The following is a 22,664-nucleotide window of genomic DNA, read 5'->3' on the forward strand; positions in this document are numbered from 1 at the left end:
TTCTCGCATGCAGATACTCACCCCATCCCAGACCGAACACCACCTGCCGTTGCCCGCCTTGCTGACTGCGCTGGAGCAATGGTTCATCGAAGGCTGCGAAGTGCCGCTGCGCCATAACCACGCCATCACCAGCCCCAACGCGGATGACAGCGGCATCTTGCTCATCATGCCGGCGTGGCGCCCCAGCCAGTATCTGGGCGTCAAAACCGTCTCCATCTTCCCCGGCAACCACCAGCGCGGCCTGCCCGGGCTGCACTCGGTTTACATCCTCTACAACGCCGCCACCGGCCAGCCCTTGGCCGTACTGGATGGCGACGCCATCACCTCACGCCGCACGGCCGCCGCATCGGCGCTGGCGGCGCGCTGGCTCAGCCGGCCCGACGCGCAAAAGCTGCTGGTGGTGGGCACCGGCCGCGTGGCCAGCCTGCTGCCCGAGGCCTACCGCTGCGTGCGCGACATTCAAAGCATCGAAGTGTGGAACCGCAACCCCACCAGCGCCCACGCCCTGGTCGAGCGCCTGCGCGCCCAAGGCATGAACGCCCAGCAAGCGCCCGAGCTGGAGGCCGCAGTGCGCCGTGCCGACATCGTCAGCTGCGCCACCCTCTCCACCGCACCGCTCATTCGGGGCGCATGGCTGCAGCCCGGCACCCACCTAGATTTGATTGGCAGCTTCACCCCCGCCATGCGCGAAAGCGACGGCGAATGCCTGCGCCGCGCCACCGTGTTCACCGACACCACCGAGGCCCTGATGAAAGCGGGCGACCTGCTGGGTGCCATCGAAGAAGGCGCCTGGGCCAAAGACCAACTGGCCGCCACCTTGGAGCAACTGTGCCGCAGCCAGCACCCCGGCCGCCGCAGCGCCGAGGAAATCACCCTCTTCAAATCCGTGGGCAACGCGCTGGAAGACTTGGCCGCTGCTTCGCTGGCGTATGACGGCTGGCTGAACCACCCCCACCATGCATAGCTGCTTACGCAGTTGCCATCTGCCATCTGCCTTCGCTGCCATTTTTAGGCTTGGAGTGATTGCGCTTGCAACCCGCTGCGGCGCTTAGCTTGACGCTGCGTGCGGGCGGGTATGGGGTGGGTCTCAGCTTATGGATAGCGTTTGATTGTTTTGGGCTCTAGCGCTTATGGCGTAAGTGCTGGCAGCTATGAAATTTTCTTATCGCACCAGCCCGTTGCACGCTCTCTTTCCCCATCCGCCTTATCGCGCCGGGGCGACTTCGTTTGCTTGCTTTTCCCAAGCAAATGAAGCCAAAGAAGCAGAGCGCTCTGCCAGCGCCCCTGCGCTGCGCTTGTGGCAACCTGCAGCACTCGGCCTTGGCACCGGGCGGCAGCACTCACTGCGCGCTTTGCACGCGCTTCGCGCCAACAACTGCCGCCAGCCAGCAGCACTGGCCTGCAACGCCCTGTGCGCCTTCGCGCAGCTAGACGGTGGCGGTGGAAATACCGCGCCGTCACCCGCACCGGGGTGGTATTCGCAGCCATAGGTTGCACTGATTCACATTGTTTTAATAGCTGCCAGCGCTTGCTGCGTCAGCGCTAGAGGCCAATTTCATACACAAGCATTTGCACAGGTGCTGATTTCGCCTGCCAATGCAAGCATGGCGTGCCACTTTCCCTTTAAAAACAACGCCCTGCTTTGCAAGCGCCGTTTGTCTTTCTAGACTGCCTTGTCAGAAAAATCCTGCAAAGCACTATGGCAAAGTTTCTCAACACCTCCGCCACCAATTACTTCCTGGAAGAACTCATCAAAGGCGCCAAGGACAGGCTGGTGCTGATCAGCCCCTTCCTCAAGCTCAATGACCGCATGAAAGAGCTGCTGGAGGACAAGAACCGCCTGAAGATCGACGTGCGCATCGTCTATGGCAAAAGCGAGTTGCAGCCCCAAGAGATTGAATGGCTGAAAGCACAAAGCTATATCCGCACCAGCTTTTGCAAAAACCTGCATGCCAAGTGCTACCTGAACGAGTCCGACGCCATCGTCACCAGCCTGAACCTGTACGAGTTCAGCCAGATCAACAACAACGAAATGGGCATCCTCATCCGCCGCGAGGACGATGCCGAACTCTACAAAGACACCTACGAAGAAGCGCAACGCATCATCCGCATCAGCGATGAAGTTCGCATCAGCATGGAACGCGTGAGCACCACGGACGACGGACCAGCCGCCAGCGACTGCGCCGACGCCACCGACGACGAGGCCCGCCCCAACGGCAACGGCCCACAAAAACTCTCCACCTCCCGCATCGCCCAAAAGCACGGCATGAAAACCGGCGAATGGCTGGCCAAGGCGGCGGCGGTGCAATTGCTGACCGCAGACAACGGACGCCATTACCTCACACCGGCCGCCAAACAGGCGGGGGTTGAGTTTGTGGCGAAGTCAAAGTTTGGGCCTTATTTTTTGTGGCCTGAGGATTTTAATTTTTAAAAATTAAATATGAATTACATAAATCCAAATAGCATTACAAAAATGCAGGAACAGCTCTATTTTGCAAAGAAAAAACTAAGACAATCAAGAAAAATAACTTTAAATATTCCTTCAGGATTTTCATTTAATAGAGGTGACAGCAAAAACTTCAACCCCGTCATAAATTTTTTCAAATGGGATATAAAAGATTGTCCGGTAGAAATTGATTTCACAGGGTGTTCAAGTGCAAATTATCAAGCTCTTTCATTGATAATACCTTACTGCTGGCACCTAAAACAAAACAGATGCACAATTAGTTTTAAATTAGATAATAAAGGCGATCAAAGCTCCAGTCAAATGTGGAGATTAATGGGCAGCCTTGGCTTATTTAGCGTTTCGACTGATCACACAATAAATTTCAAAGGCTATAGCAAAGAAAAACCATTATTCGCCATAAGAAATAGCACTGACTTCAAAGAAGCATTAGATGCAGCCAATGAATTTTCCGAGAAGTTCGGCATTGAATATCAAAAAACATTGCGCTATGTCCTAGCCGAACTTCTCTACAATGCTCTAGAACATGGAAAAAAAGATTTTCATTACCGAGGCAGAAGACTTTTAACACCTGCAATACTTCAATACTCTTGGTACGAAAGAGCAAATGAAATTTGCATCATAGTTGCAGATATTGGAGTGGGAATTCATTCCCACCTCGCACAAGCCTACCCTGGGATATCCTCAAACGAAGAAGCTTTGCGCTTAGCGATTCAACCAGAGATTTCTGGAACTTTTGGGAGACACGACCCATACACGAACAGAAATAATGCAGGCATGGGGCTTTTTCTTTCTTCCAATATTATTAGAAAATTAAGAGCAGATATGCACATCGTTTCAGGGGATACAGTTCTGCATATCTCACCCAACGACCTCACTTCACGTCAGCTTGAAAACAAATGGCATGGAACTTTTGTACTAATAACTATGAAACTAGATCAAGGCAATATATTTGCCTTGGATCAGCTAATGCAAGAGCTAAGAGAAAAAGCTGAAAGCGAAGTTAAAAGCAGAATAAGTCAACAAAAAGATCAACGCCATTATCTAGAAATATTCAACTACTTCGGAAGAAATGCTGATGACAAACAAGCAGCAATTTCTTATAGAGATAAATATCTTCTAAAAGCAATCGAAGAAGGTAAGGTATTAGTATTGGATTTTGGCAATGTAGATTCTTCACCGCATAGCTTCTTAAATGCATTACTTGCAAGCCCTATCAGGCGTCTTGGCATGCAGGCATACAAAAAAATAAAAATCACCAGGGCCACACCTGAAATCAGAGAAACCCTTGATTATGTTTTAGATGACAACACATCACCCGAAGGTGTTAATCAAGCGAAATATGATGACTAGTCATATAGTTCTCCACCCCTTCTACCTGCGCCTGCGACGCACAGCCTGCGGGGTGGCGTGTGTGCCGTAGGACACACGCTTCGTGATCTGACTCGCCGCAGTTGTTTAAGCGGAACGGCCAAGCCGTGCAGCGAGTTCTGCGGCGCACCCCGCAGGCGAGCACCGCAGGTTGCCCGCTTGGGTTTGGCAGCGCCAAACCCAAAGGGACGCAGGTAGCAGGGTCGCCTTTTCTTTGCTGACTTTCTTTTGGCGAAGCAAAAGAAAGTCAGTCGCCGCCGCGCGATAAGCGGCCTCTACCAACAACCCCACAACAGACACAAAAACAAGAAGCACCAAACAAAAAAGGCTGCTAACCCCAACCAACGGGTTAACAGCCTTTTCAGCCTCCAGCGCTTACCCAGCAAGCGCCACCAGCTAGCAAAAAATCAAAGCATCACTCCACGCGGAAGATGCCATTGGGCTTGAACGTCCACCCCGTGGTCTTGCCCTTGGAAGCCCGCTTGCCCAAAGCCGCATTCAAGGAACGAATCTCCAACGATTCCTCCTTGGCCTTGCCGCCACGGCCAGTACCAGTCACGCGCACCGAGCGGGTATAGGCGGCGGCACCGGCCAGCGATTCGCCCGCCTCCAGCTTCATCAGCTGCAGGCCACGGCCGCCATTGGCAACCTTGAGTTCCGACAGCGCATAGGTCAGCACCGTGCAGCCGGTGCTTACGCAGGCAACGTGCGTGGCTTCGGGCAGCGCCACGCTGCCGTTGGTGCCGCCAATGACGGAGGGCTGGCACAGGGTTTCGCCCTCCTGAATGGTGACAAAGCCCTTGCCGCCCTTGTTGCGGGCGCACATGGATTCCACCTTGGCGATAAAGCCATAGCCACCGCTGCCGCTCATGAGCAAGGTAGCGGTCACCGGCCCGGCAAAGTAGCTAGTGATGGTGGTGCCGGCTTCCAGATCGATCAGGGTATTGATGGGCTGACCATCGCCACGCCCGCCCGGCAGGGTGGCCACGGCCACGCTGTACACGCGGCCGTTGTTGCCAAAGACGATGAGCTGATCGACGGTGCGGCACTCAAACGTGCCCCACAGCTGGTCACCCGCCTTGAAGCTGAAGTTGCCCGCCTCGTGGCCGTGGCCCTTGTGGGTGCGCACCCAGCCTTTGTCGGAAATGATGACGGTGACGGGTTCGTCCGGCACCTTGATCTCGGCGGTGACCTTCTTCTCTTCCTGAATGAGGGTGCGGCGCGCGTCGGCAAAGGTTTTGGCGTCGGATTCGATCTCCTTGATCATCAGGCGCTGCAGGCTCTTGGGGTTGGCCAGAATGTCTTGCAGCTTGCCTTCTTCTTCGCGCAGCTCGTTCAGTTCCTTTTCGATCTTGATGGCTTCCAGCCGCGCCAACTGGCGCAGACGGATTTCCAGGATGTCTTCGGCCTGCCGGTCGGAGAGCTGAAAACGGTCGATCAGTGCCTGCTTGGGCTCGTCGCTCTCGCGGATGATGGCGATCACCTCGTCGATGTTGAGCAGCACGATCTGGCGGCCTTCCAGAATGTGGATGCGGGCCTGCACCTTCTCCAGGCGGTGCTGCGAGCGGCGGGTGATGGTGGTCTGGCGGAACTGCACCCACTCTTCGAGCATGCGGCGCAGCGACTTTTGCACGGGCTTGCCGTCCAGCCCGATCAGGGTCAGGTTGATGCTGGCATTGCTCTCCAGGCTGGTGTGCGCCAGCAAGGTGGTGATGAGGTCTTGCTGGGGCGTTTTGCCGGTTTTGGGCTCAATCACCAGACGCACGGGCGCGTCTTTGCTGGATTCGTCGCGCACCCCGTCCAGCACGCTCAAGATGGTGGCTTTGAGTTGCTGCTGGTCTTGCGTGAGGGCTTTTTTACCGGTCTTGACCTTGGGGTTGGAGAGTTCTTCGATCTCTTCCAGAATTTTTTGGGCCGACACGCCGGGCGGCAGCTCGTTCACCACCATTTGCCACTGCCCGCGGGCCATTTCCTCAATCGTCCAGCGCGCGCGCACTTTGAGGCTGCCACGGCCGGTGGCGTAGGCGTGGCGAATGTCTTGTGCGCTGCTGATGATCTGGCCGCCACCGGGGTAGTCCGGGCCGGGGATCAGGGCGTACAGCTCGTCGTCGGTCAGCGCTGGCTTTTTGACCAGCGCCACGCAAGCGTCGGCCACTTCGCGCAGGTTGTGGCTGGGGATTTCAGTGGCCATGCCCACGGCAATGCCGCTGGCACCGTTGAGCAGCGAAAACGGCAGGCGTGCAGGCAGTTGGCTGGGCTCTTGGGTGCTGCCGTCGTAGTTGGGCACAAAGTTGACCGTGCCTTCGTCGATTTCATCCAGCAGCAGCGTGGTGATTTTGGACAGGCGCGCCTCGGTGTAGCGCATGGCGGCGGCGCCGTCGCCGTCGCGGCTGCCAAAGTTGCCCTGGCCGTCGATCAGCGGGTAGCGCTGGTTGAAGTCCTGGGCCATGCGTACCAGCGCGTCGTAGGCTGACTGGTCGCCGTGCGGGTGAAAGCGGCCCAGCACATCACCCACCACACGGGCAGATTTGACGGGCTTGGCCGCCGTGTTGTTGTTGGTGCCGGAATAGCTCAGGCCCATGCGGTCCATGGCATACAGAATGCGGCGCTGCACGGGCTTCATGCCGTCGGCCACGTCGGGCAGAGCGCGGCCCTTGACCACGCTGAGCGCGTATTCCAGATACGCACGCTGGGCGTACTGGCCCAGCTCCAGCGCGTCGCCTGCGGCCTGGGTGGCCAAGTCCAGCAACTGGGGCTTGGCGGGAGTGGAGATAGCTTCGACTTCGGGTTGATCGCTCATGGTTTCTTCGTTATTGGCAGCAGTGGCGGGCGTCTCCTCCAACGCCCATCCCTGCTCATGGGGTGCGGCAGGCCCCGTCAGTTTTGCACTGCGGAGCCTGCTGGTAAGGTCATGCGAAAGCGGCTGTCATCCGTGGGGCTGCGCGTGAGCTGTGCAGTGCCACCATACAGGCTGACGCTGCTGTCAGCGGCCAGGGTGGATTGCAGGCTAGCGTACAGAGTCATCACGGTTTTGACGTAGTTTTGGGTTTCTTTGTACGGCGGAATTTTGTTGCCATAGCGCTGCACCGCGCCTTCGCCAGCGTTGTAGGCGGCTAAGACCAGGTCAGTGCGCCCGGGGAACAGGCTTTGCAGATAGCGCACATAGCGCGCGCTGACGGGCACATTGATGGCCGGGTCTTTGAGTTTTTGCGCAATCGAGCGTTTTGGATCGCCCGCCACACCAAAGCGCGCTGCCGTATCGGGGATGACTTGCATCAGCCCAATCGCCCCTGCGGGAGACACTGCCGAGGCGTTAAAGCCCGACTCTGCCGTGGCGATGGCTTTGAGCAATTGCTCGTCCACCCCCACTTTGGTGGCTGCCGCACGGATGTGCTTGGCATGCAGCTTGTAGCCCACGCTGCTGGCAAAGTAACGCGTGGCGGCGTGGCGGTCTTTCTCCGAAGCCACTGCCAGCTGCGCAGCCGCGTTGCGGATATCGACAAACAGGGGGCCATCGCCCGGCTCCAGCGTGCTCATGGAAAAGCGCTGGTAACGCTCGTCCACCCGCTCATTGGCGTAATGCAGCACGCCGCTGGGGTCTACAAAAAACCAAGTCTGCGCCTGGGCGAGCGACACCGCACCCAACCCCACCGCCACGCACAGGGCGCGCGCCAATCCACCACGCAGCCGCGCCGAGACACGGCGGCAAAGATTGCGAATGGCTATGGAGGTTGGATTGTTGTTAGTCATTGCTCGCAATTAAGCACCCGGTGGGCGATTTGCCCAAGCCCTACACCCTCAACGCGCGCAGGGATTTGGCCCATTCCACCCGAATGCTGAAGATGGCGTCAGACAAGTGCGCAGCTGCTGTGGGCACGGCAGCCGGGGCACTTTAGATGTCCACCACCACTTCGTCGCCGTGCAGCTCCATCAGCTCGCGGCGCGCGGCGGCTTCGCCCTTGCCCATGAGCTGGTCGAAGATTTCCGCAGAGGCAATGGCATCCAGCCCGCTGACTTGCACCGGCAGCAGGCGGCGCGTGTCGGGGTTGAGTGTGGTTTCCCACAGTTGCTCGGCATTCATCTCGCCCAAGCCCTTGAAGCGGCTGATCTGGCACTTCTCACGCGCCACGCCTTCCTTGGCGGCTTTGTCGAGGATGGCATTGAGCTCGCCCTCATCCAGTGCGTACACCTTGGCCGCTGGCTTTTTGCCGCGGGCAGGTACATCGACCCGGAACAGCGGCGGCAGGGCGATGTACACATGGCCAGTTTCAATCAGCTTGGGGAAGTGTTTGAAGAACAGCGTGAGCAGCAGCACCTGGATGTGGGAGCCGTCCACGTCCGCATCGCTCAAGATGCAAATCTTGCCGTAGCGCAGGCCGGAGAGGTCGGGCTCGTCGTGGGGGCCATGGGGATCGACACCAATCGCTACCGAAATGTCGTGCACCTCGTTGTTGGCAAACAGGCGGTCACGGTCCACTTCCCAGGTGTTGAGCACCTTGCCGCGCAGCGGCAGCACGGCTTGCGTCTCTTTGTTGCGGCCCATTTTGGCGGAGCCACCGGCGGAGTCGCCCTCCACCAGAAACACCTCGTTGTCGGCAATGTCGCGGCTTTCGCAATCGGTGAGCTTGCCCGGCAGCACGGCCACGCCGCTTCCCTTGCGCTTTTCCACCTTCTGGCCCGCTTTTTGGCGGGTTTGCGCGGCCTTGATGGCCAACTCGGCCAGCTTTTTGCCGTGCTCCACATGGGCGTTGAGCCACAGTTCCATGGCGGGCTTCACAAAGCCCGAGACCAGACGCACGGCATCGCGGCTGTTGAGCTTTTCTTTGACCTGGCCCTGGAATTGCGGATCGAGCACCTTAGCGCTCAGCACAAAGCTGGCACGCGCGAACACGTCGTCGGGCATGAGCTTGACGCCCTTGGGCAGCAGCGCATGCAACTCGATAAAACTTTTGACGGCCTGGAACAGACCATCGCGCAGGCCGCTTTCGTGCGTGCCGCCGGCGGTGGTGGGAATCAGGTTGACATAGCTCTCGCGCATGGGCGCGCCCAGCTCGGTAAAGGCCAGGCACCACGCGGCACCCTCGCCTTCACTAAAAGCTTCGCTGTGCTTGTCGGCATAGCCTTCGCCTTCGAGCAGCGGGATGACGGCGTCGGCGGTGAGGGATTGCTCCAGATAGTCTTTGAGGCCGCCCTTGTATTGCCACTGCTGAACGTCTTTGTTTTTCTCGTTGGTCAGCGTGACGCTGACGCCGGGCATGAGCACGGCCTTGGAGCGCAGCAGGTGCACCAGCTCGCCCATGGGCAGGTTGGCGCTGTCAAAGTATTTAGCGTCGGGCCACACGCGCACCGTGGTGCCTTGCTTGCGGTCGCCGCTGGCGATGGGGCGGGTGATGAGGGGCTCCACCACATCACCGCCCGAGAAGGTCAAGCTGGCGACTTGGCCATCACGGAACACCGTGACTTCCAAGCGTGTGGACAGCGCATTCGTCACCGACACGCCCACGCCGTGCAGACCGCCCGAGAAGCTGTACGCACCGCCATTGCCTTTGTCAAACTTGCCGCCCGCGTGCAGGCGGGTGAAGACCAATTCCACCACCGGCGCCCCTTCTTCCGGGTGCAGGCCGAAGGGAATGCCACGGCCATCGTCTTCGACACTGACCGAGCCGTCGGCGTGCAACGTGACTTTGATTTTTTTGCCGTATCCGGCCAGGGCTTCGTCGGCCGCGTTGTCGATCACCTCTTGCAGGATGTGCAAGGGGTTGTCGGTACGGGTGTACATGCCGGGGCGCTGCTTGACGGGCTCCAAGCCCTTGAGGACGCGGATTGAGCCTTCCGAATAAGCGGATGCAGAAGTAGAGGGTTTAGCTGCCATGGGGGCGGATTGTAGTTCCGGCCACAGCTCGGTGCTGGATAAATTCACAGTAACCAATCGGGAACTCCGGCTTGCGCAAAACAACCATCGTGCCATTCGATGGCTGCTTTGCGCAATCCGTATCCCGTATGTTGCAGCTTTGCGCAGCGTGTTTCGCTACATTGCGGCATATGCAATACAACACACCACCGTCATCCACGCAGCGTTTGCCCATGCTGCAAGTCCTGCTGTGCGGGGGCATGGTCGTCACACTGGCCATGGGCATACGCCACGGCTTTGGCCTGTGGCTGCTGCCCATCACGCAAGACATGGGCTGGACGCGCGAGAGCTTTTCGCTGGCAATTGCCATCCAGAACCTGTCGTGGGGAGTGTTTGGCATTTTTGTCGGCATGATTGCCGACCGCATCGGCGCCTTCAAGGTGCTGCTGTGTGGCGCGGTGCTGTATGCACTGGGGCTGGTGGGCATGGCCTTGTCGCCCAATACCTTGTTGTTTGCCTTGACCACCGGCGTGGTGATTGGCGCGGCGCAGGCCGGTACCACCTATGCCGTGATCTACGGCGTGCTAGGGCGCCAGATTCCGCCCCAGCGCCGCAGCTGGGCCATGGGGGTAACGGCAGCGGCGGGCTCGTTTGGCCAATTTTTCATGGTGCCCGTCGAAGGCACGCTGATTGCACAGTTTGGCTGGAGCAATGCCTTGCTGATTTTGGCGGCGATGGTCCTCATCATTGCCGTGCTGGCCTTTGGCCTGCGCGAGCCCGGCTTTGGCGCGGGCGCTGCGCCACAGCGTGAGCAAACCGTGGGCCAAGCACTCAAAGAAGCATGGACCAACCCCAGCTTTGTGCTGCTGCTCTGCGGTTACTTTGTCTGCGGCTTTCAGGTGATGTTCATCGGCGTGCACATGCCCAGCTACCTGAAAGACTTTGGCCTGCCACCGCACGTGGCCAGCATTGGCCTGGCGCTGGTGGGGCTGTTCAATATTTTTGGCACTTACCTGGCGGGCCATCTGGGCCAAAAATACCCCATGCACAAGCGCTATGTGCTGTCGGGCATTTACGGCATGCGCTCCGTGGTCACCATCCTGTTCTTGCTGCTGCCGCTGACGCCTTGGTCGGTCTACCTCTTTACTGCGGCCATGGGCTTTCTGTGGTTGTCGACCGTGCCGCTGACCAATGCCACCATTGCCCAGATTTTTGGGGTGCAGCACCTATCCATGCTGGGCGGCTTTGTCTTCTTCAGCCACCAGATCGGCAGTTTTATGGGGGTGTGGCTGGGCGGCTACCTGTACGACGTGAATGGCAACTACCACATGGTGTGGTACTTGTCGATTGCCCTGGGCGTGTTTGCCGCACTGGTCAATCTGCCTGTGCGTGAAGCCCCCCTGCAGCGCAAAACCGCCGTCGCCGCTTAATATGACTGGCATGACGCCCGCACCCCACACCCCTCCCCACGCTGCACCGCTGCCCACGTGGCTGCGGGCGCTAATTTGGGCCGTCGTGCTGGCTGCCTTGCTGGCGGTGTTTGCACTGTACACACGCCCGGAATTCATGCTCACGCTGGCCGACCAGGTGTGGGCCTGCTTTTGAGCTGAGCCACGCGCTCCCACGTGAAGCCGCCTTACCCTGGCCCTGGACGGATGCTGCTACTGCAGCCGTGGTTTGCCCAGGCCTTGTGCGGCGCTGGCCTATAGTTGGCAGCACTATGCCGAGTTCTTTGCCCCCTTCGCCCCCTGCCACAGCCAGCGTGGCTGCGCCCTCTGAATGGATTCAACGCTTTGCCCACTTGCTGCCTTCACAGGCCCACGTTTTGGACGTGGCTTGCGGCACTGGCAGGCATGCGGCCTATCTGCAAGGTTTAGGCCATCGCGTGACAGGGATTGACCGCAACCCTGACGCACTGGCCCAGCTACCCGCAAGCATCCAGGCGGTGCAAGCCGATATCGAAAATGCAGCATGGCCGCTGCCGGGCCAGCAGTTTGATGCGGTGGTGGTCACCAACTACCTGTGGCGCCCCCTGTGGCCGCAGTTGCTGGCCAGCGTGCGCGAAGGTGGCGCACTGCTTTATGAAACGTTTGCCCAAGGCAACGAAGCCTACGGCAGACCCTCGCGCCCCGATTTCTTGCTTGCCCCCGGCGAATTGCTGCAAGTGTGCGCAGGCTGGCACATCGTGGCTTACGAACACGGGCTTCGCACAGCACCCGAGCGCGTGGTGCAACGCATGGTGGCGATCAATGCTAGGCATGCTACACCGCCTCCTTTACCGCTGATGGCGTCGCCCTTGCCAGCGCACATCTAAAACAGGAGCTGCCAGCGCAGTAAGAATCAACTTTTGCGATAGATTCATCCTCAAAAACGCTGTATAACTTGCGCTAACAGCTACTTTTTTCAAAGCATCTGCTTGGACTAGCGTGACCCGCGCATGTTGCCTAGGGTCAACGCGCATACATTGCTTGCGATGTCCGTTTGCGCAGTCGTTAGAATGCCCTTTTTCCGTTTTCTCTTGCGGTCATGACCACATCTACAGTCGCCTTGAAAGGCAGCATCGTCGCCCTTGTCACCCCTATGCACGAGGACGGTAGCGTCGACTACCCCAGCCTGCGCAAATTGATTGACTGGCATGTTGCCGAAGGCACCAACTGCATTGGCGTCGTGGGCACCACGGGTGAATCCCCTACCGTGAACGTGGAGGAACATTGCGAAATCATTCGCGTGTCCGTGGAGCAAGCCGCAGGCCGCGTGCCCGTGATGGCTGGCTGCGGTGCCAACAGCACGCATGAAGCGATTGAGCTGGCCAAATTTGCCAAGAGTGTGGGTGCCGACAGCCAGCTGCAAGTGGTGCCCTACTACAACAAGCCTACGCAAGAAGGCCAGTACCAGCACTTCAAGGCCATTGCAGAAGCCGTGGGCGACCTGCCCATGATGCTCTACAACGTGCCCGGCCGCTCCGTGGCCGATATGCAGCACGACACCGTGCTGCGCCTGGCGCAAATCGACTCCATCTTCGGCATCAAGGAAGCCACCGGCAACATCGAACGCGCCCAGTGGCTGATCCGCGATGTGCCCCAGGGCTTTGGCGTGTACTCCGGTGACGACCCCACCGCCGTAGCCCTGATGCTGTGCGGCGGCCACGGTAACGTCTCGGTGACGGCCAACGTCGCTCCGCGCCTGATGAGCGAGCTGTGCGCCGCAGCGCTGGCTGGCAACATCCAGCGCGCCATGGAAATCCAGTTCAAGCTCATGCCTTTGCACAAGCACTTGTTCATCGAAGCCAACCCCATCCCCGTCAAATGGGCCGTGGCACGCATGGGCCACTGTGGCGGCACGCTGCGCCTGCCCATGACCGAGTTGTCGGCCGCGTACCAGCCTGTGGTAGAAACCGCGCTGCGCAATGCAGGTTTGATTTAATTCGCATTGCTTTAACCGTCTTTGCATCACCCGAGGAATTTCCGCGTGAAAGTGACCCAAACTACCGCCCGCTTAAGCCTGATCGGCTTGGCCGTCGCACTGTCTGCATGCTCCGTCATCGAAGAGAGCAAGATCGACTACAAGAGCGCCAAGAAGGCCAGCACGCTGGAAGTCCCTCCAGACCTGACACAGCTGACCAAAGACACCCGCTACAGCGCAGCGCCTGACCGCTCCGTCTCTGCGGTGGCTTTGCAAGCAGGCCAAGCCCAGGTGCCCACGGTGGAGCGCGCAGCGCCCCTGCAAGTGGGGGATGTCGAAATCAAGCGCGATGGCGACAAGCGCTGGCTGGTGGTAAGCCGCCCTGTCGACCAGCTGTGGGAACCTACCCGCGAGTTCTGGCTGGACCACGGCTTTAACCTGTCGCAGGAAAAAGCCGATCTGGGCATCATCGAAACCGAATGGGCCGAAAACCGCGCCAAGTTGCCGCAAGACATCATTCGCTCCACGCTGGGCAAGGTGTTTGACTCGCTGTACTCCACTAGCGAGCGTGACCGCTTCCGCACGCGCCTGGAGCGCCGTGCGGACGGCAAGACCGAGATCTACATCACCCACCGTGGCATGGAAGAGGTCTACAGCAACAGCAACAAGGACTCCACCATCTGGCAGCCTCGCCCTTCGGATCCAGAGCTGGAAACCGAATTCCTGCGCCGCCTGATGATCAAGCTGGGCACCACCGAAGAGCAATCGCGCGCTTTGGTCGCTGCCGACAAGGCAACCACGGTGCAAGCTGCACCTTCGGCCAAAGTCAGCACCATCAACGGTCAACCCACCGTGCAACTGGCTGAGCCTTTTGACCGTGCATGGCGCCGTGTGGGTGTGGCCTTGGATCGCACGGGCTTTACCGTGGAAGACCGTGACCGCTCCAAGGGCGTGTACTACGTACGTTACGTAGCACCCAACCCAGATACGCAAGAAAAGAAAAAGGGCTGGTTCAGCGGCTGGTTCAGCTCCAAGCCCGAAAACAAGCCAGGTCAGTACCAAATTGCGGTGCGCAGCGAAGGCGAGCAAACCCAGGTGACAGTACTGGACTCCAAGGGACAGCCCGAAAAACAAGCTGCACAGCGCATCGTGCGTGTGATCGCAGACGATCTGAAGTAATTACAGGCTTCAGCGCCACCGCTCCAAAAACCGCTTGCCGCATGCAAGCGGTTTTTTTATGCACAGCTGCAGCGGCAGCAACAGCCTCATTGCATACGTGGCTGCGCTTACATGCCAGCAGCAACAACACACACCGACAGATCAAAAGACAAAAAGAAAAACCCGCTCTGCGCATGCACACAGCGGGTTTTTCTTGGCTTACTCCGGCCGAAGCAGGAGCAACGCTGAATTACTTAGCGGATTCGATAGCAGACTTGGCAGCTTCAGCAGCCTTGTCAGCTTCAGCCTTGGCGGCGTCAACAGCTTGCTCAGCAGCAGGAGCAACGGCTTCAGCCGCAGGAGCAGCAGCTTCAGGAGCGGCTACAGGTGCTTCCACAGCAGGAGCTGCAGCTTCAGGAGCGGGTGCTTCCACAGCAGGAGCTGCAGGTGCCACAGGAGCTTCTTCCTTCTTGCCGCAAGCGACCAGAGCAGCAGAAGCGATAACGGTTGCCAAGATGAAAGCGTTCTTCATATCTATACCTCTAAGGGTTGAGAAAGGGTGCAGCGCCGTACCCATGCACGGCCAATCTGCCGCCAGCGCTGTGCCCGAAATGGACATCGTATGCACGCTAGCTTTCCCTCATCAACGCCCGCGTTACATGTTTGGTTTACAAGGCGAGTAACAGCAATTTGTAACTTTGTGTATTTCAAGCATTCACGCTATCGGCCCACCCCGCATCCACCCACTCCGAAAGCAGCTCAAGCGCATCGTCGCTGAACTGCTGCACCTCGCGCTCGCTCAAAGCGCGGGTATCGGCCAGTTTCTGCATCAGCTTGGCGTCTTTGCCGCCCGCCAGATAGCTCTCGCCGTTGATAAAAATGTGCTTGGCGTCATACATCATGCGGGTGCGGCGGTTCAGGCGCACACCTTCAATCATGGCAAAGCCCTCGGCAGGCTCAAACCAGACATTGGGCTTGGGGTCGGTCATGTACTCCCCCAAGGCGCGCTCCAGCGCCAGGGGTTCGGCCAACGCCTTCTTCAAGGCCTCGCGGGCAAACTCGTACATATCTGCCGGAATCAGGCCCGGGTTTTCTACGGCGGCTTGCTTGGGGTCCTTGTAGACCACGTCTTTGGGGCACTCATCGGGCGCATCGGACATGCGCAGGAAGATTTCACGCGCCATCTCGTCTTGCTTGGGCGAGCGAAAGCCGATGGAGTACGTCATGCACTCGCCTTCGGCGATACCGTCGTGCGCCCACTTTGGGGGCAGGTAGAGCATGTCACCGGGCTCCAGCACAAACTCTTCTTCGGGCTCGAAGTGGGTCAAGATTTTGAGCGGCACGCCTTCTTGCAGCGTGAAGTCTTTTTGGCGACCAATGCGCCAGCGGCGCTTGCCGTGGGCTTGCAGCAAGAACACGTCGTAGTTGTCAAAGTGCGGGCCGACGCCGCCTTGGTCGGTGGCAAAGCTGATCATCAGATCGTCCATGCGCGCATCGGGCACAAAGCGAAACTGCTGCAGCAGTGCATGGGCGTCTTCATTGTGCAGATCCACGCCTTGCACCAAGGCTGTCCAGCCCGGCTTGGTCAGCGCAGGCAGCTTGCGACGCGGGAAAGGCCCGTGTGAGAGCTTCCATTCGCCACCACCCAGTTGCTCGATCAAACGCGCCTCCACGCCCTCTTCGCCCGCCAAAGCCAGCAGTTGCGCACGGTTCAAGATGGGCTTGAAGCCGGGGATGGCCTGGCGAATCAGCAAAGGCTTTTTGTGCCAGTACGTGCGCATGAATTTCTCGGGCGAAATGCCGCCCAGCAGCGTCAAAGGGGCTTTGGTGTCCATATGCGTGTTATTTGGTTAGAGGGGGAGATGCAGCCGCTGGGACAGTCCGTCCCCGTGCACGATGGCAGGTATTTTCCTCTGAAAGCCGCTGGCTGCGATTTGCGCCGCCGCAATGCCTGTGTGTACGCCGGGCCGAATGGCGTACCCCTGCGCCCCGGCACGCCAAGGCTGCCCCGGTACAATTTCTCGCTCTTTGGCAACCAGCGCCACTGCTGGCTGGCCCCACATCAAAAGGTATGGATATGGAAATCACCCCCCAATGCGTGGTCGCACTGACCTGGACCCTCAAAGACACTTTGGGCGATGAGCTGGATGTGCTGGACGCACCCGTGGAGTTTCTCGTCGGCGGTGACGACTTGCTCAAGCGCATTGAAGAAGCGCTGCAAGGCCACACGGTGGGCGACACGCTGCAACTGCATCTGGAGCCTGAAGATGCGTTTGGCGACTATGTGGACACACTGATCTTCTTGGAGCAGCGCACCCTGTTCCCCAAAGAGCTGGAAGAAGGCATGACTTTTGAAGGCAGTGCTTTGCCGCCAGGCTGCAATGCCGCCGCACCCAAAGACGCGCTGTACACCGTGACCGATATTTACCCCGAGCACGTGGTGCTGGACGGCAACCACCCCTTGGCTGGTATTGCCCTGCGCATTGAGATCAAGGTGGAAGCCGTGCGCGAAGCCACGGAAGAAGAAATTGGCCGCGGCAGTGCGGGTACGGGCTTTTTCCGCATCGCCCCGCCCCCCGCCCCCGGCAACACCACCATTCACTAAAAAAAGATAGCTGCTTGCGCTTGGATTAACTTGTTTTCCAACGCTTATCGATTGGAAAGCCAGGCAATACCAGCGCCAACAGCTCCTAAAAAGAAAGCCTGCTTGCATGGCGCAAGCAGGCTTTTCTTATGGATCAGCGCATCTGGAACGCTTCTTGGTGCATGCGCCAGCCCCAGCGTTGGCGGGCAGCTTGGCGCATGGCCTTGCCCAAACCAGCGGGGCCACACAGCCAGATATCCAGCCGTGCGCCGTACTGCGCCAAATGCTCGGGCGTCAGATAGTCGCCCTGGGCAGCATCGTGCACCTGCAGCGTCACGCGGGGCTGGGCCTGGGCGCACAAAGCCCGCAACTGCGGCAGCAGCACATCACGCTCGGCATCGCGCGTGCAGTAATGCATGTGCGCGGGTTGCAGATCCGCCGCGTTGGCCGCACCCGGTTGGCGCGCTTGCAACAGGGCCAAGAACGGGGTGATGCCGACCCCACCGGCAATCCAGACCTGCACCCGGCGGGCTGCACCTTGGCCATCAAAGTGGCCATAGGGGCCTTCAATGCGCACGGTCTGCCCTGGCTGCAGGCGGGCATGCAAGGTCTGGGTGTAGTCGCCCAGCGGCTTGATCACCAGGCGCAGCAGCTGCCGGCCATCGTCCGTACGCGCATAGCCATCGGGGGCGCTGGCAATGGTGAAGGGGTGTGGCCCTTCCAGCCCTTCAAAACTGGCAAACACAAACTGCCCGGGCTGATGCCCCTTCCAGCGGGTGGGCATGGCGCACACCACTTCCACAGGGTCGGTGCCCGCATCTGCGCCCAGCAGCTGCACGGCCTGCACCTGGGCGGCATAACTGTTGCGGCCCCGGCCAATGCGCCCTGCCAGTGACCACAGTGCAGCGCCACTGCCCAGCACCAGCAGTGCTGCCATGAGCAGGCCTATCGGCGCTTGCCAGAAAGTCAGCGGCAACAGCGCCAGCGTGTGAAACGCCAGCAACAGGTACAGCACCGGCATTACGCGGTGGATGTAGCGCCAGGGCCGGTACGGCAGCAAGCGCTGCCACAGCGTCAGCACCACCATCACCAGCAGCGCATAAAACGCAAATTCACCCACGTCTTTGGCGCTGCCCCGCCAATCTACGGCCCAGCTCCACACAACTTCGCGCGCAGGGCGACCGGCTTTGCCCCAGATGTCTTTGATGAAATCGCTCGACTCATCGGCCGCCCAGTGCAGCACGGCTGCCACGGCGGCAGCAATGCCTGCCCATTTGTGCAGGCGGTACACCTGATCCATGCCGCCCAGCGGCCACTCCATCCAGCGCTGGCGCAGCGACAGCAGCATGACCAGCGACATCATGCCAATGCTCCACACGCCACTCAGGTACAGCGCATGCTGGCGCAGTTGCCACCACAGCGCAGCGCCTTGTGCGCTGCCAAGCGCCTCCCAAGGCAAGGCAGCGGTTAGCCATGCAGCCGTCAACAGCAGCAACCAAGCTCCGAACGCAACGGGTACTCGCATACACCCCCCAATCTTTTTTTACTGTTTTTGAGATCTACCTGCGCCGGGCGAGTGGCCTGCCATGGCCCAGCCCGGCAAGCTATCAGCGTTTGGTGCGGCTGCGCAGCACTTCGCCGGTGTTGCCATCCACCTCCAGCTTCACGCGCTCGCCCTGGGCGTTCATGCCTTTGACTTCATAACGGCCATCTGACCACTCGATCTCTTGCAGCTCGCGGTAGCCCGCCGCATCCAAACGGTCATAGATTTGGCGAATATTGAGCGAGGGCTGCTGCACCTTTGAAGCGGCTTGGGGGGCGGTTGCTGCGGCCGCAGCAGTGGCGGCTGCGGGGGCAGCGGGGGCAACGGGCGCGCTCTGCGCGATGGCGCCCATCGAAAGCCCGGCCAACAAGCTGGCTGCGGCCCAACGGCGTGCAGTAGACAACGACAAAATCTGATGTGCGTGCATGGTGAAAACCTCCGGTTGTGTGAACAATGCCCAGCAAAGCGCTGGCTGGTGGTTATTTTTCAAAACCCACCGTGAACACAATCTGAAGCGGCGATTCATCTGCCGTTCATCCGCCACCCGCTATAACCCAAGCGTTTGCACTGCAAAAAACTCCCCCTCCCTTCATGCTTTACACCTCTTCACTGCGACGCAGCCATCTGCTGGCCCTGCTGGGCAGCCTGGCGCTGGGCACGGCTTTGTGGACCGGCGCTTTGCAAGGCTGGCCACAGGCCCATTCCAATGAAAGCGACCACGAACTCGCACGCCAAGCCCTGCAAGCCGGCAAGGTGCTGCCGCTGCGCACGGTACTAGACCAGGTCGAGCGCCAGTTCCAGGGCCAGGTCTTGAAAGTAGAGTTTGAACACGACGAGGGCCGCTTCATTTACGAAATGCGCCTGTTGCAAACCAACGGCCAAATCACCAAACTCAAAGTCGATGCCGTGGATGGGCGCGTGCTCAGCGTACGGCGCAAGAGGCAAGACTGATGCGCATTTTGGTGGTTGAAGACGAACCCACACTCCTGGCTCAACTGGCGCACGCCATCACGACGGCAGGGCACACCGTAGAGACGGCCGCCGATGGCGCCACCGCGCAGTATCTGGGTGAAGAAGAAAACTTTGATGCCGTGGTGCTGGACCTGGGGCTGCCCGTGGTCGATGGCCTCAGTGTGCTGCGCCACTGGCGTGCACAGGGGCGGCAGATGCCGGTGCTCATCCTCACTGCGCGCAGCGCCTGGCACGAAAAAGTCACGGGCATGGATGCTGGTGCGGATGACTACCTCTCCAAACCTTTTCACATGGAGGAGTTGCTGGCGCGGCTGCGCGCTTTGCTGCGGCGTCTGTCACCCCACAGCAGCGCCGAATGGCAGTGCGGCAGCATTCGCCTCGATACGCGGCAAGCCACAGTTTCCGTCGATGGCCAGCCGCTGATTCTGACCAGCCATGAATTCAAAATTCTCTCGCTGCTGATGCAACGCATGGGCGAGGTGCTGTCACGCACCGAACTCTCCGAGCACCTCTATCCCCACGACAGCGAGCGCGACTCCAACACCATCGAAGTTTTTGTGGGCCGCCTGCGCAAAAAATTGCCGCCCGGCAGCATTGAAACCGTGCGCGGTCTGGGCTATCGCCTGCACGCCGCTGACCCTGCACCATGAAGCTGCCCGCATCGCTCTCACTGCGCCATGGTTCTTTGCGCATGCGCCTGCTGCTGGGCACCTTGATCTGGATTGCCCTGGCCATTGCTGTAGCCGGCTGGGGCTTGCGAGGTTTATTTCACGAGCACGTCAGCCAGCAGCTGCAAGACCAGCTGGTGCGCCAGCTCAACCAGCTCAGCGCTTCCGTCAATTGGAGTGCTGACAGCAGCGTGGAAGTTCTTCCCCTGGCAGGCGACACCCGCTTTTCCACGCCGCTCTCGGGCCTGTACTGGCAAGTCGATGTTTTACCCCCCACCGGTGCGGCCGATGCGGGTGTGGTGCGCTCACGCTCGCTGTGGGACCAGCAACTGCCTTTGCCCGCAGACACGGCGTTCCCCGGCACCACACCGCAGGGCTACGCCGTGGTGTCCTTGCAAGACGCCCAAGGCCACGAACTGCTGGCCGTCAGCCGCCCCTTGCAGCTGCCCGACGCCAACGCCCCGCTGCTGCGCCTGACAGTCGCGGCCGATCAGGCACTGGTTGCAGAACCGGTACAGCGCTTTACCACCATGCTGCTGACCGCACTGGGCGCCTTGGCGGCGGGCTTGGCGCTGGCCGTGGCCGTACAGCTGCAACTGGCCTTGCGCCCGCTCGATAGGCTGCGCCAGCGCCTGAGCGCCGTGCGCACCGGCCAATCCACCCAGCTGCAGGGCGATTTCCCCAACGAGCTACAGCCGCTGATCAACGAGTTCAACCACGTGCTCAGCGCCAATGCCGACATCGTGCAGCGCGCGCGCACCCAAGCGGGCAATCTGGCCCACGCCGTGCATACGCCGCTGAGCATTCTGGGCAATGCGGCTGCGCAGGAAAACAGCCCGCTGGCACAACTGGTGCAAGAGCAAGTCGCCACCGCCCAGCGCCAGGTGGACTACCACTTGGCCCGCGCACGCGCCGCAGCCGCTGTGCGCGCCACCGGCCTGCGCACGCCGGTGCAAGCCCCCGTGCAAGCGCTGCTGCGCACCATGCAACGGCTGCATGCGGCACGCGATGTGCAATTTGAACAAATCGGCAGTGCCGATACCCTGGCTTTTCGCGGCGAAGCGCAAGACCTGTTCGAGATGCTGGGCAATTTACTGGACAACGCAGGCAAATGGGCGCGCCACCATGTGCGGCTGCAGGTCACGCGCGAAGGCGCGCTGCTGTGCTTTACGGTGGATGATGACGGCCCCGGCATTCCGGCGGCCCAGCGCCAGCAAATTTTTGAGCGTGGCCAGCGGCTGGACGAGCAGCGCCCCGGCGCGGGTTTGGGGCTGGACATTGTGCGTGAGCTGGCCCACACCTACGGTGGCACCGTGGCCGCCGATGCCTCCCCCCTGGGCGGCCTGCGCATGCGGCTGTGCCTGCCTGCGGCGCTGCAATAGGGCTGCGCAGCGCCACACTGCATTCAAAAACAAGAGCTGATAGCGCTTGATCTGCAAGCATTTCCACACACAAAGCATCGGAAAGCTTTGGAATACCAGCGCTAACAGCTATCAAAATAAAAGCCTGCATCCTTACAAGGAGGCAGGCTGGAGTTGAGACTGGGGCAGCTTCAGCCACCCCACATCGCAAAGCGCTTATTGCTTGCCGGTCGAGCCGTAGCCGCCCTCACCGCGCTCAGACACCGCTTCAAACTCGTCCACCACGTTAAAAGTAGGCTGCACCACGGGCACGACCACCAGCTGGGCCAGGCGGTCCATAGGCTGCAAGGTGAAAGCTGTGGGCGATCGGTTCCAGGCGCTGACCATCAGCTGACCCTGGTAGTCCGAATCAATCAGCCCCACCAGATTGCCCAGCACGATGCCGTGCTTGTGGCCCAGCCCCGAACGCGGCAGGATCATCGCGGCGTAACCCGGGTCTTTCAAATACATGGCCATGCCGGTGGGAATCAACTGCCACTGGCCGGGCTCCAGCGTCACAGGCGCGTCAATGCAGGCGCGCAAATCCAAACCTGCGCTGCCAGGTGTGGCATAGGCGGGCATGTTCTCGCGCAGACGCGCGTCCAAAATCTTGATATCTACTTGCATGGGATGCGATGGTAATGCGCAAAACAACGAATTAAGACCTGCCAGCGCGAGAAGCCTTGCGCACTGCACGAACCAAGTTGATCGCCGCAAAAGCAACGATAGCGATGGGCAGCCAATCAGAAGCAAAAATTGCCACTGCCATCAGCGCTCCAATAAACAACACCCAACTTGACGGTGCGACGGCTTTTTTCTGCGGCTTTTGGGTAGTTCCTGCCGCCGTTGTCTGAGTTTTAGTGGCCCTGTTTGCTTGCTGCGGCAACTTCACGGCTTGCGCTTGCGCCTTGCGTTTAAGACGGTCAACCGCTGTCTCTACGCCCCCGGGCTGGGCATAGGCATTCACAGTCACAGAAGCTGCCGCAGCAGATTTTGATGGCGCATGCCCCCATTCGCTGTCTGGTGGCGCAGAGGCTGGAACATGGCCTTTAGCCCCTAAGGCCTTGAGACGCTGGCGTTCTTGCTCCTGTTCAGACCATGCCACCAGCCCTTCCACATAGCGCACATAGTCACCATCGGGAGGGCCGTTGTAGTCCGAATAATTGGGCCGAGCGACAGCAAAAAGCTTGAGCTTGCGCGAGGGAGCAGCAGGGAGCAACGCCATAAACAACCTCAGGTGGTTCGGTAAAA

21 protein-coding genes are annotated in these 22,664 nt (G+C 59.7%); 12 read left to right on the forward strand and 9 right to left on the reverse strand.

Going from position 1 to position 22,664, the window contains the following annotated elements; all coding sequences use genetic code 11:
* Window positions 1-7: 7 nt before the first annotated feature.
* The 3 genes from lhpI (at window position 8) to QEP12_RS09060 (ending at window position 3,817) form a co-directional block, all read left to right on the forward strand.
* Window positions 8-964, forward strand: a complete 957-nt coding sequence (gene lhpI, locus QEP12_RS09050; protein WP_284214036.1) for a bifunctional Delta(1)-pyrroline-2-carboxylate/Delta(1)-piperideine-2-carboxylate reductase — start codon at window positions 8-10, stop codon at window positions 962-964.
* A 735-nt stretch (window positions 965-1,699) separates the two neighbouring features.
* Window positions 1,700-2,431, forward strand: coding sequence for a phospholipase D family protein (locus QEP12_RS09055; protein ID WP_284214037.1), 732 nt, complete (start codon window positions 1,700-1,702; stop codon window positions 2,429-2,431).
* A gap of 9 nt (window positions 2,432-2,440) precedes the next feature.
* Window positions 2,441-3,817 (forward strand): STAS-like domain-containing protein, encoded by a 1,377-nt coding sequence (locus QEP12_RS09060; RefSeq protein ID WP_284214038.1) that lies wholly within the window; start codon window positions 2,441-2,443, stop codon window positions 3,815-3,817.
* Between the two features lie 433 nt (window positions 3,818-4,250).
* Here the strand turns inward: QEP12_RS09060 and parC are convergent, their stop codons facing one another.
* From parC to QEP12_RS09075, 3 genes are all read right to left on the reverse strand, one after another.
* Complete coding sequence (parC, locus tag QEP12_RS09065; RefSeq protein ID WP_284214039.1) at window positions 4,251-6,635, reverse strand: DNA topoisomerase IV subunit A; 2,385 nt, start codon at window positions 6,633-6,635, stop codon at window positions 4,251-4,253.
* Window positions 6,636-6,712: 77 nt separating this feature from the next.
* On the reverse strand, window positions 6,713-7,585 hold the full coding sequence (locus QEP12_RS09070; protein WP_174862511.1) for a lytic transglycosylase domain-containing protein: 873 nt from the start codon (window positions 7,583-7,585) through the stop codon (window positions 6,713-6,715).
* 142 nt (window positions 7,586-7,727) lie between these two features.
* Complete coding sequence (locus QEP12_RS09075) at window positions 7,728-9,707, reverse strand: DNA topoisomerase IV subunit B (RefSeq protein ID WP_284214040.1); 1,980 nt, start codon at window positions 9,705-9,707, stop codon at window positions 7,728-7,730.
* A 212-nt stretch (window positions 9,708-9,919) separates the two neighbouring features.
* Here QEP12_RS09075 and QEP12_RS09080 point away from each other — a divergent pair, with 212 nt between their 5' ends.
* The 5 genes from QEP12_RS09080 to bamC all read left to right on the forward strand — a co-directional run bounded on the left by QEP12_RS09080 (window position 9,920) and on the right by bamC (window position 14,267).
* On the forward strand, window positions 9,920-11,116 hold the full coding sequence (locus QEP12_RS09080) for an MFS transporter (protein ID WP_284214064.1): 1,197 nt from the start codon (window positions 9,920-9,922) through the stop codon (window positions 11,114-11,116).
* Between the two features lie 10 nt (window positions 11,117-11,126).
* Complete coding sequence (locus QEP12_RS09085) at window positions 11,127-11,291, forward strand: hypothetical protein (RefSeq protein WP_284214067.1); 165 nt, start codon at window positions 11,127-11,129, stop codon at window positions 11,289-11,291.
* A gap of 115 nt (window positions 11,292-11,406) precedes the next feature.
* Window positions 11,407-12,000, forward strand: a complete 594-nt coding sequence (locus QEP12_RS09090) for a class I SAM-dependent methyltransferase (protein ID WP_219164067.1) — start codon at window positions 11,407-11,409, stop codon at window positions 11,998-12,000.
* A gap of 212 nt (window positions 12,001-12,212) precedes the next feature.
* Entirely contained in the window at window positions 12,213-13,109 is an 897-nt protein-coding gene (dapA, locus tag QEP12_RS09095) for a 4-hydroxy-tetrahydrodipicolinate synthase (protein ID WP_174862509.1), read from the forward strand.
* Between the two features lie 51 nt (window positions 13,110-13,160).
* On the forward strand, window positions 13,161-14,267 hold the full coding sequence (gene bamC / locus QEP12_RS09100) for an NlpB/DapX family lipoprotein (protein WP_284214065.1): 1,107 nt from the start codon (window positions 13,161-13,163) through the stop codon (window positions 14,265-14,267).
* 229 nt (window positions 14,268-14,496) lie between these two features.
* On the opposite strand, the gene QEP12_RS09105 is transcribed toward bamC, so the two are convergent.
* Window positions 14,497-14,778 (reverse strand): hypothetical protein, encoded by a 282-nt coding sequence (locus QEP12_RS09105; RefSeq protein ID WP_219164066.1) that lies wholly within the window; start codon window positions 14,776-14,778, stop codon window positions 14,497-14,499.
* Window positions 14,779-14,953: 175 nt separating this feature from the next.
* A complete protein-coding gene (locus QEP12_RS09110; protein ID WP_284214041.1) occupies window positions 14,954-16,081 on the reverse strand; it encodes a cupin domain-containing protein in 1,128 nt (375 codons plus the stop codon).
* 242 nt (window positions 16,082-16,323) lie between these two features.
* Between QEP12_RS09110 and QEP12_RS09115 the strand changes: the two genes are divergently transcribed.
* On the forward strand, window positions 16,324-16,851 hold the full coding sequence (locus QEP12_RS09115) for an FKBP-type peptidyl-prolyl cis-trans isomerase (RefSeq protein ID WP_284214042.1): 528 nt from the start codon (window positions 16,324-16,326) through the stop codon (window positions 16,849-16,851).
* 133 nt (window positions 16,852-16,984) lie between these two features.
* Here the strand turns inward: QEP12_RS09115 and QEP12_RS09120 are convergent, their stop codons facing one another.
* Window positions 16,985-18,355 (reverse strand): ferredoxin reductase family protein, encoded by a 1,371-nt coding sequence (locus tag QEP12_RS09120; RefSeq protein WP_284214043.1) that lies wholly within the window; start codon window positions 18,353-18,355, stop codon window positions 16,985-16,987.
* An 82-nt stretch (window positions 18,356-18,437) separates the two neighbouring features.
* On the reverse strand, window positions 18,438-18,800 hold the full coding sequence (locus tag QEP12_RS09125; RefSeq protein WP_284214044.1) for a PepSY domain-containing protein: 363 nt from the start codon (window positions 18,798-18,800) through the stop codon (window positions 18,438-18,440).
* 164 nt (window positions 18,801-18,964) lie between these two features.
* On the opposite strand from QEP12_RS09125, the gene QEP12_RS09130 reads away from it, so the two are divergent.
* The 3 genes from QEP12_RS09130 to QEP12_RS09140 are packed head-to-tail and all read left to right on the forward strand — an operon-like array spanning window position 18,965 to window position 21,395.
* A complete protein-coding gene (locus QEP12_RS09130) occupies window positions 18,965-19,324 on the forward strand; it encodes a PepSY domain-containing protein (RefSeq protein ID WP_174862508.1) in 360 nt (119 codons plus the stop codon).
* The gene (locus tag QEP12_RS09135) at window positions 19,324-19,995 is read left to right on the forward strand and encodes a response regulator transcription factor (protein WP_284214045.1); all 672 of its coding nucleotides are present in this window, start codon (window positions 19,324-19,326) and stop codon (window positions 19,993-19,995) included. The genes QEP12_RS09130 and QEP12_RS09135 overlap by 1 nt, the downstream gene beginning before the upstream one ends.
* The gene (locus QEP12_RS09140) at window positions 19,992-21,395 is read left to right on the forward strand and encodes a sensor histidine kinase (RefSeq protein WP_284214046.1); all 1,404 of its coding nucleotides are present in this window, start codon (window positions 19,992-19,994) and stop codon (window positions 21,393-21,395) included. The genes QEP12_RS09135 and QEP12_RS09140 overlap by 4 nt, the downstream gene beginning before the upstream one ends.
* Window positions 21,396-21,590: 195 nt before the next feature.
* Here the strand turns inward: QEP12_RS09140 and dut are convergent, their stop codons facing one another.
* Entirely contained in the window at window positions 21,591-22,040 is a 450-nt protein-coding gene (gene dut, locus QEP12_RS09145) for a dUTP diphosphatase (RefSeq protein WP_174862505.1), read from the reverse strand.
* A 31-nt stretch (window positions 22,041-22,071) separates the two neighbouring features.
* The gene (locus QEP12_RS09150) at window positions 22,072-22,638 is read right to left on the reverse strand and encodes a hypothetical protein (RefSeq protein ID WP_284214047.1); all 567 of its coding nucleotides are present in this window, start codon (window positions 22,636-22,638) and stop codon (window positions 22,072-22,074) included.
* Between the last annotated feature and the right edge of the window lie 26 nt (window positions 22,639-22,664).

It is taken from the genome of Comamonas jiangduensis (assembly GCF_030162955.1).
GTDB classification, from domain to species: domain Bacteria; phylum Pseudomonadota; class Gammaproteobacteria; order Burkholderiales; family Burkholderiaceae_C; genus Comamonas; species Comamonas jiangduensis.

Excerpts from the sequence above, each read along its gene's own strand:
- QEP12_RS09060 (WP_284214038.1), top strand. The coding sequence starts at position 2,441 with ATGAATTACATAAATCCAAATAGCATTACAAAAATGCAGGAACAGCTC.
- lhpI (WP_284214036.1), top strand. The coding sequence starts at position 8 with ATGCAGATACTCACCCCATCCCAGACCGAACACCACCTGCCGTTGCCC.
- QEP12_RS09075 (WP_284214040.1), bottom strand. The coding sequence starts at position 9,707 with ATGGCAGCTAAACCCTCTACTTCTGCATCCGCTTATTCGGAAGGCTCA.
- QEP12_RS09125 (WP_284214044.1), bottom strand. The coding sequence starts at position 18,800 with ATGCACGCACATCAGATTTTGTCGTTGTCTACTGCACGCCGTTGGGCC.
- QEP12_RS09070 (WP_174862511.1), bottom strand. The coding sequence starts at position 7,585 with ATGACTAACAACAATCCAACCTCCATAGCCATTCGCAATCTTTGCCGC.
- dapA (WP_174862509.1), top strand. The coding sequence starts at position 12,213 with ATGACCACATCTACAGTCGCCTTGAAAGGCAGCATCGTCGCCCTTGTC.
- dut (WP_174862505.1), bottom strand. The coding sequence starts at position 22,040 with ATGCAAGTAGATATCAAGATTTTGGACGCGCGTCTGCGCGAGAACATG.
- QEP12_RS09105 (WP_219164066.1), bottom strand. The coding sequence starts at position 14,778 with ATGAAGAACGCTTTCATCTTGGCAACCGTTATCGCTTCTGCTGCTCTG.
- QEP12_RS09085 (WP_284214067.1), top strand. The coding sequence starts at position 11,127 with ATGACGCCCGCACCCCACACCCCTCCCCACGCTGCACCGCTGCCCACG.
- QEP12_RS09115 (WP_284214042.1), top strand. The coding sequence starts at position 16,324 with ATGGAAATCACCCCCCAATGCGTGGTCGCACTGACCTGGACCCTCAAA.
- QEP12_RS09110 (WP_284214041.1), bottom strand. The coding sequence starts at position 16,081 with ATGGACACCAAAGCCCCTTTGACGCTGCTGGGCGGCATTTCGCCCGAG.
- QEP12_RS09135 (WP_284214045.1), top strand. The coding sequence starts at position 19,324 with ATGCGCATTTTGGTGGTTGAAGACGAACCCACACTCCTGGCTCAACTG.
- QEP12_RS09150 (WP_284214047.1), bottom strand. The coding sequence starts at position 22,638 with ATGGCGTTGCTCCCTGCTGCTCCCTCGCGCAAGCTCAAGCTTTTTGCT.
- QEP12_RS09130 (WP_174862508.1), top strand. The coding sequence starts at position 18,965 with ATGCTTTACACCTCTTCACTGCGACGCAGCCATCTGCTGGCCCTGCTG.
- QEP12_RS09080 (WP_284214064.1), top strand. The coding sequence starts at position 9,920 with ATGCTGCAAGTCCTGCTGTGCGGGGGCATGGTCGTCACACTGGCCATG.
- QEP12_RS09090 (WP_219164067.1), top strand. The coding sequence starts at position 11,407 with ATGCCGAGTTCTTTGCCCCCTTCGCCCCCTGCCACAGCCAGCGTGGCT.
- QEP12_RS09055 (WP_284214037.1), top strand. The coding sequence starts at position 1,700 with ATGGCAAAGTTTCTCAACACCTCCGCCACCAATTACTTCCTGGAAGAA.
- QEP12_RS09120 (WP_284214043.1), bottom strand. The coding sequence starts at position 18,355 with ATGCGAGTACCCGTTGCGTTCGGAGCTTGGTTGCTGCTGTTGACGGCT.
- QEP12_RS09140 (WP_284214046.1), top strand. The coding sequence starts at position 19,992 with ATGAAGCTGCCCGCATCGCTCTCACTGCGCCATGGTTCTTTGCGCATG.
- parC (WP_284214039.1), bottom strand. The coding sequence starts at position 6,635 with ATGAGCGATCAACCCGAAGTCGAAGCTATCTCCACTCCCGCCAAGCCC.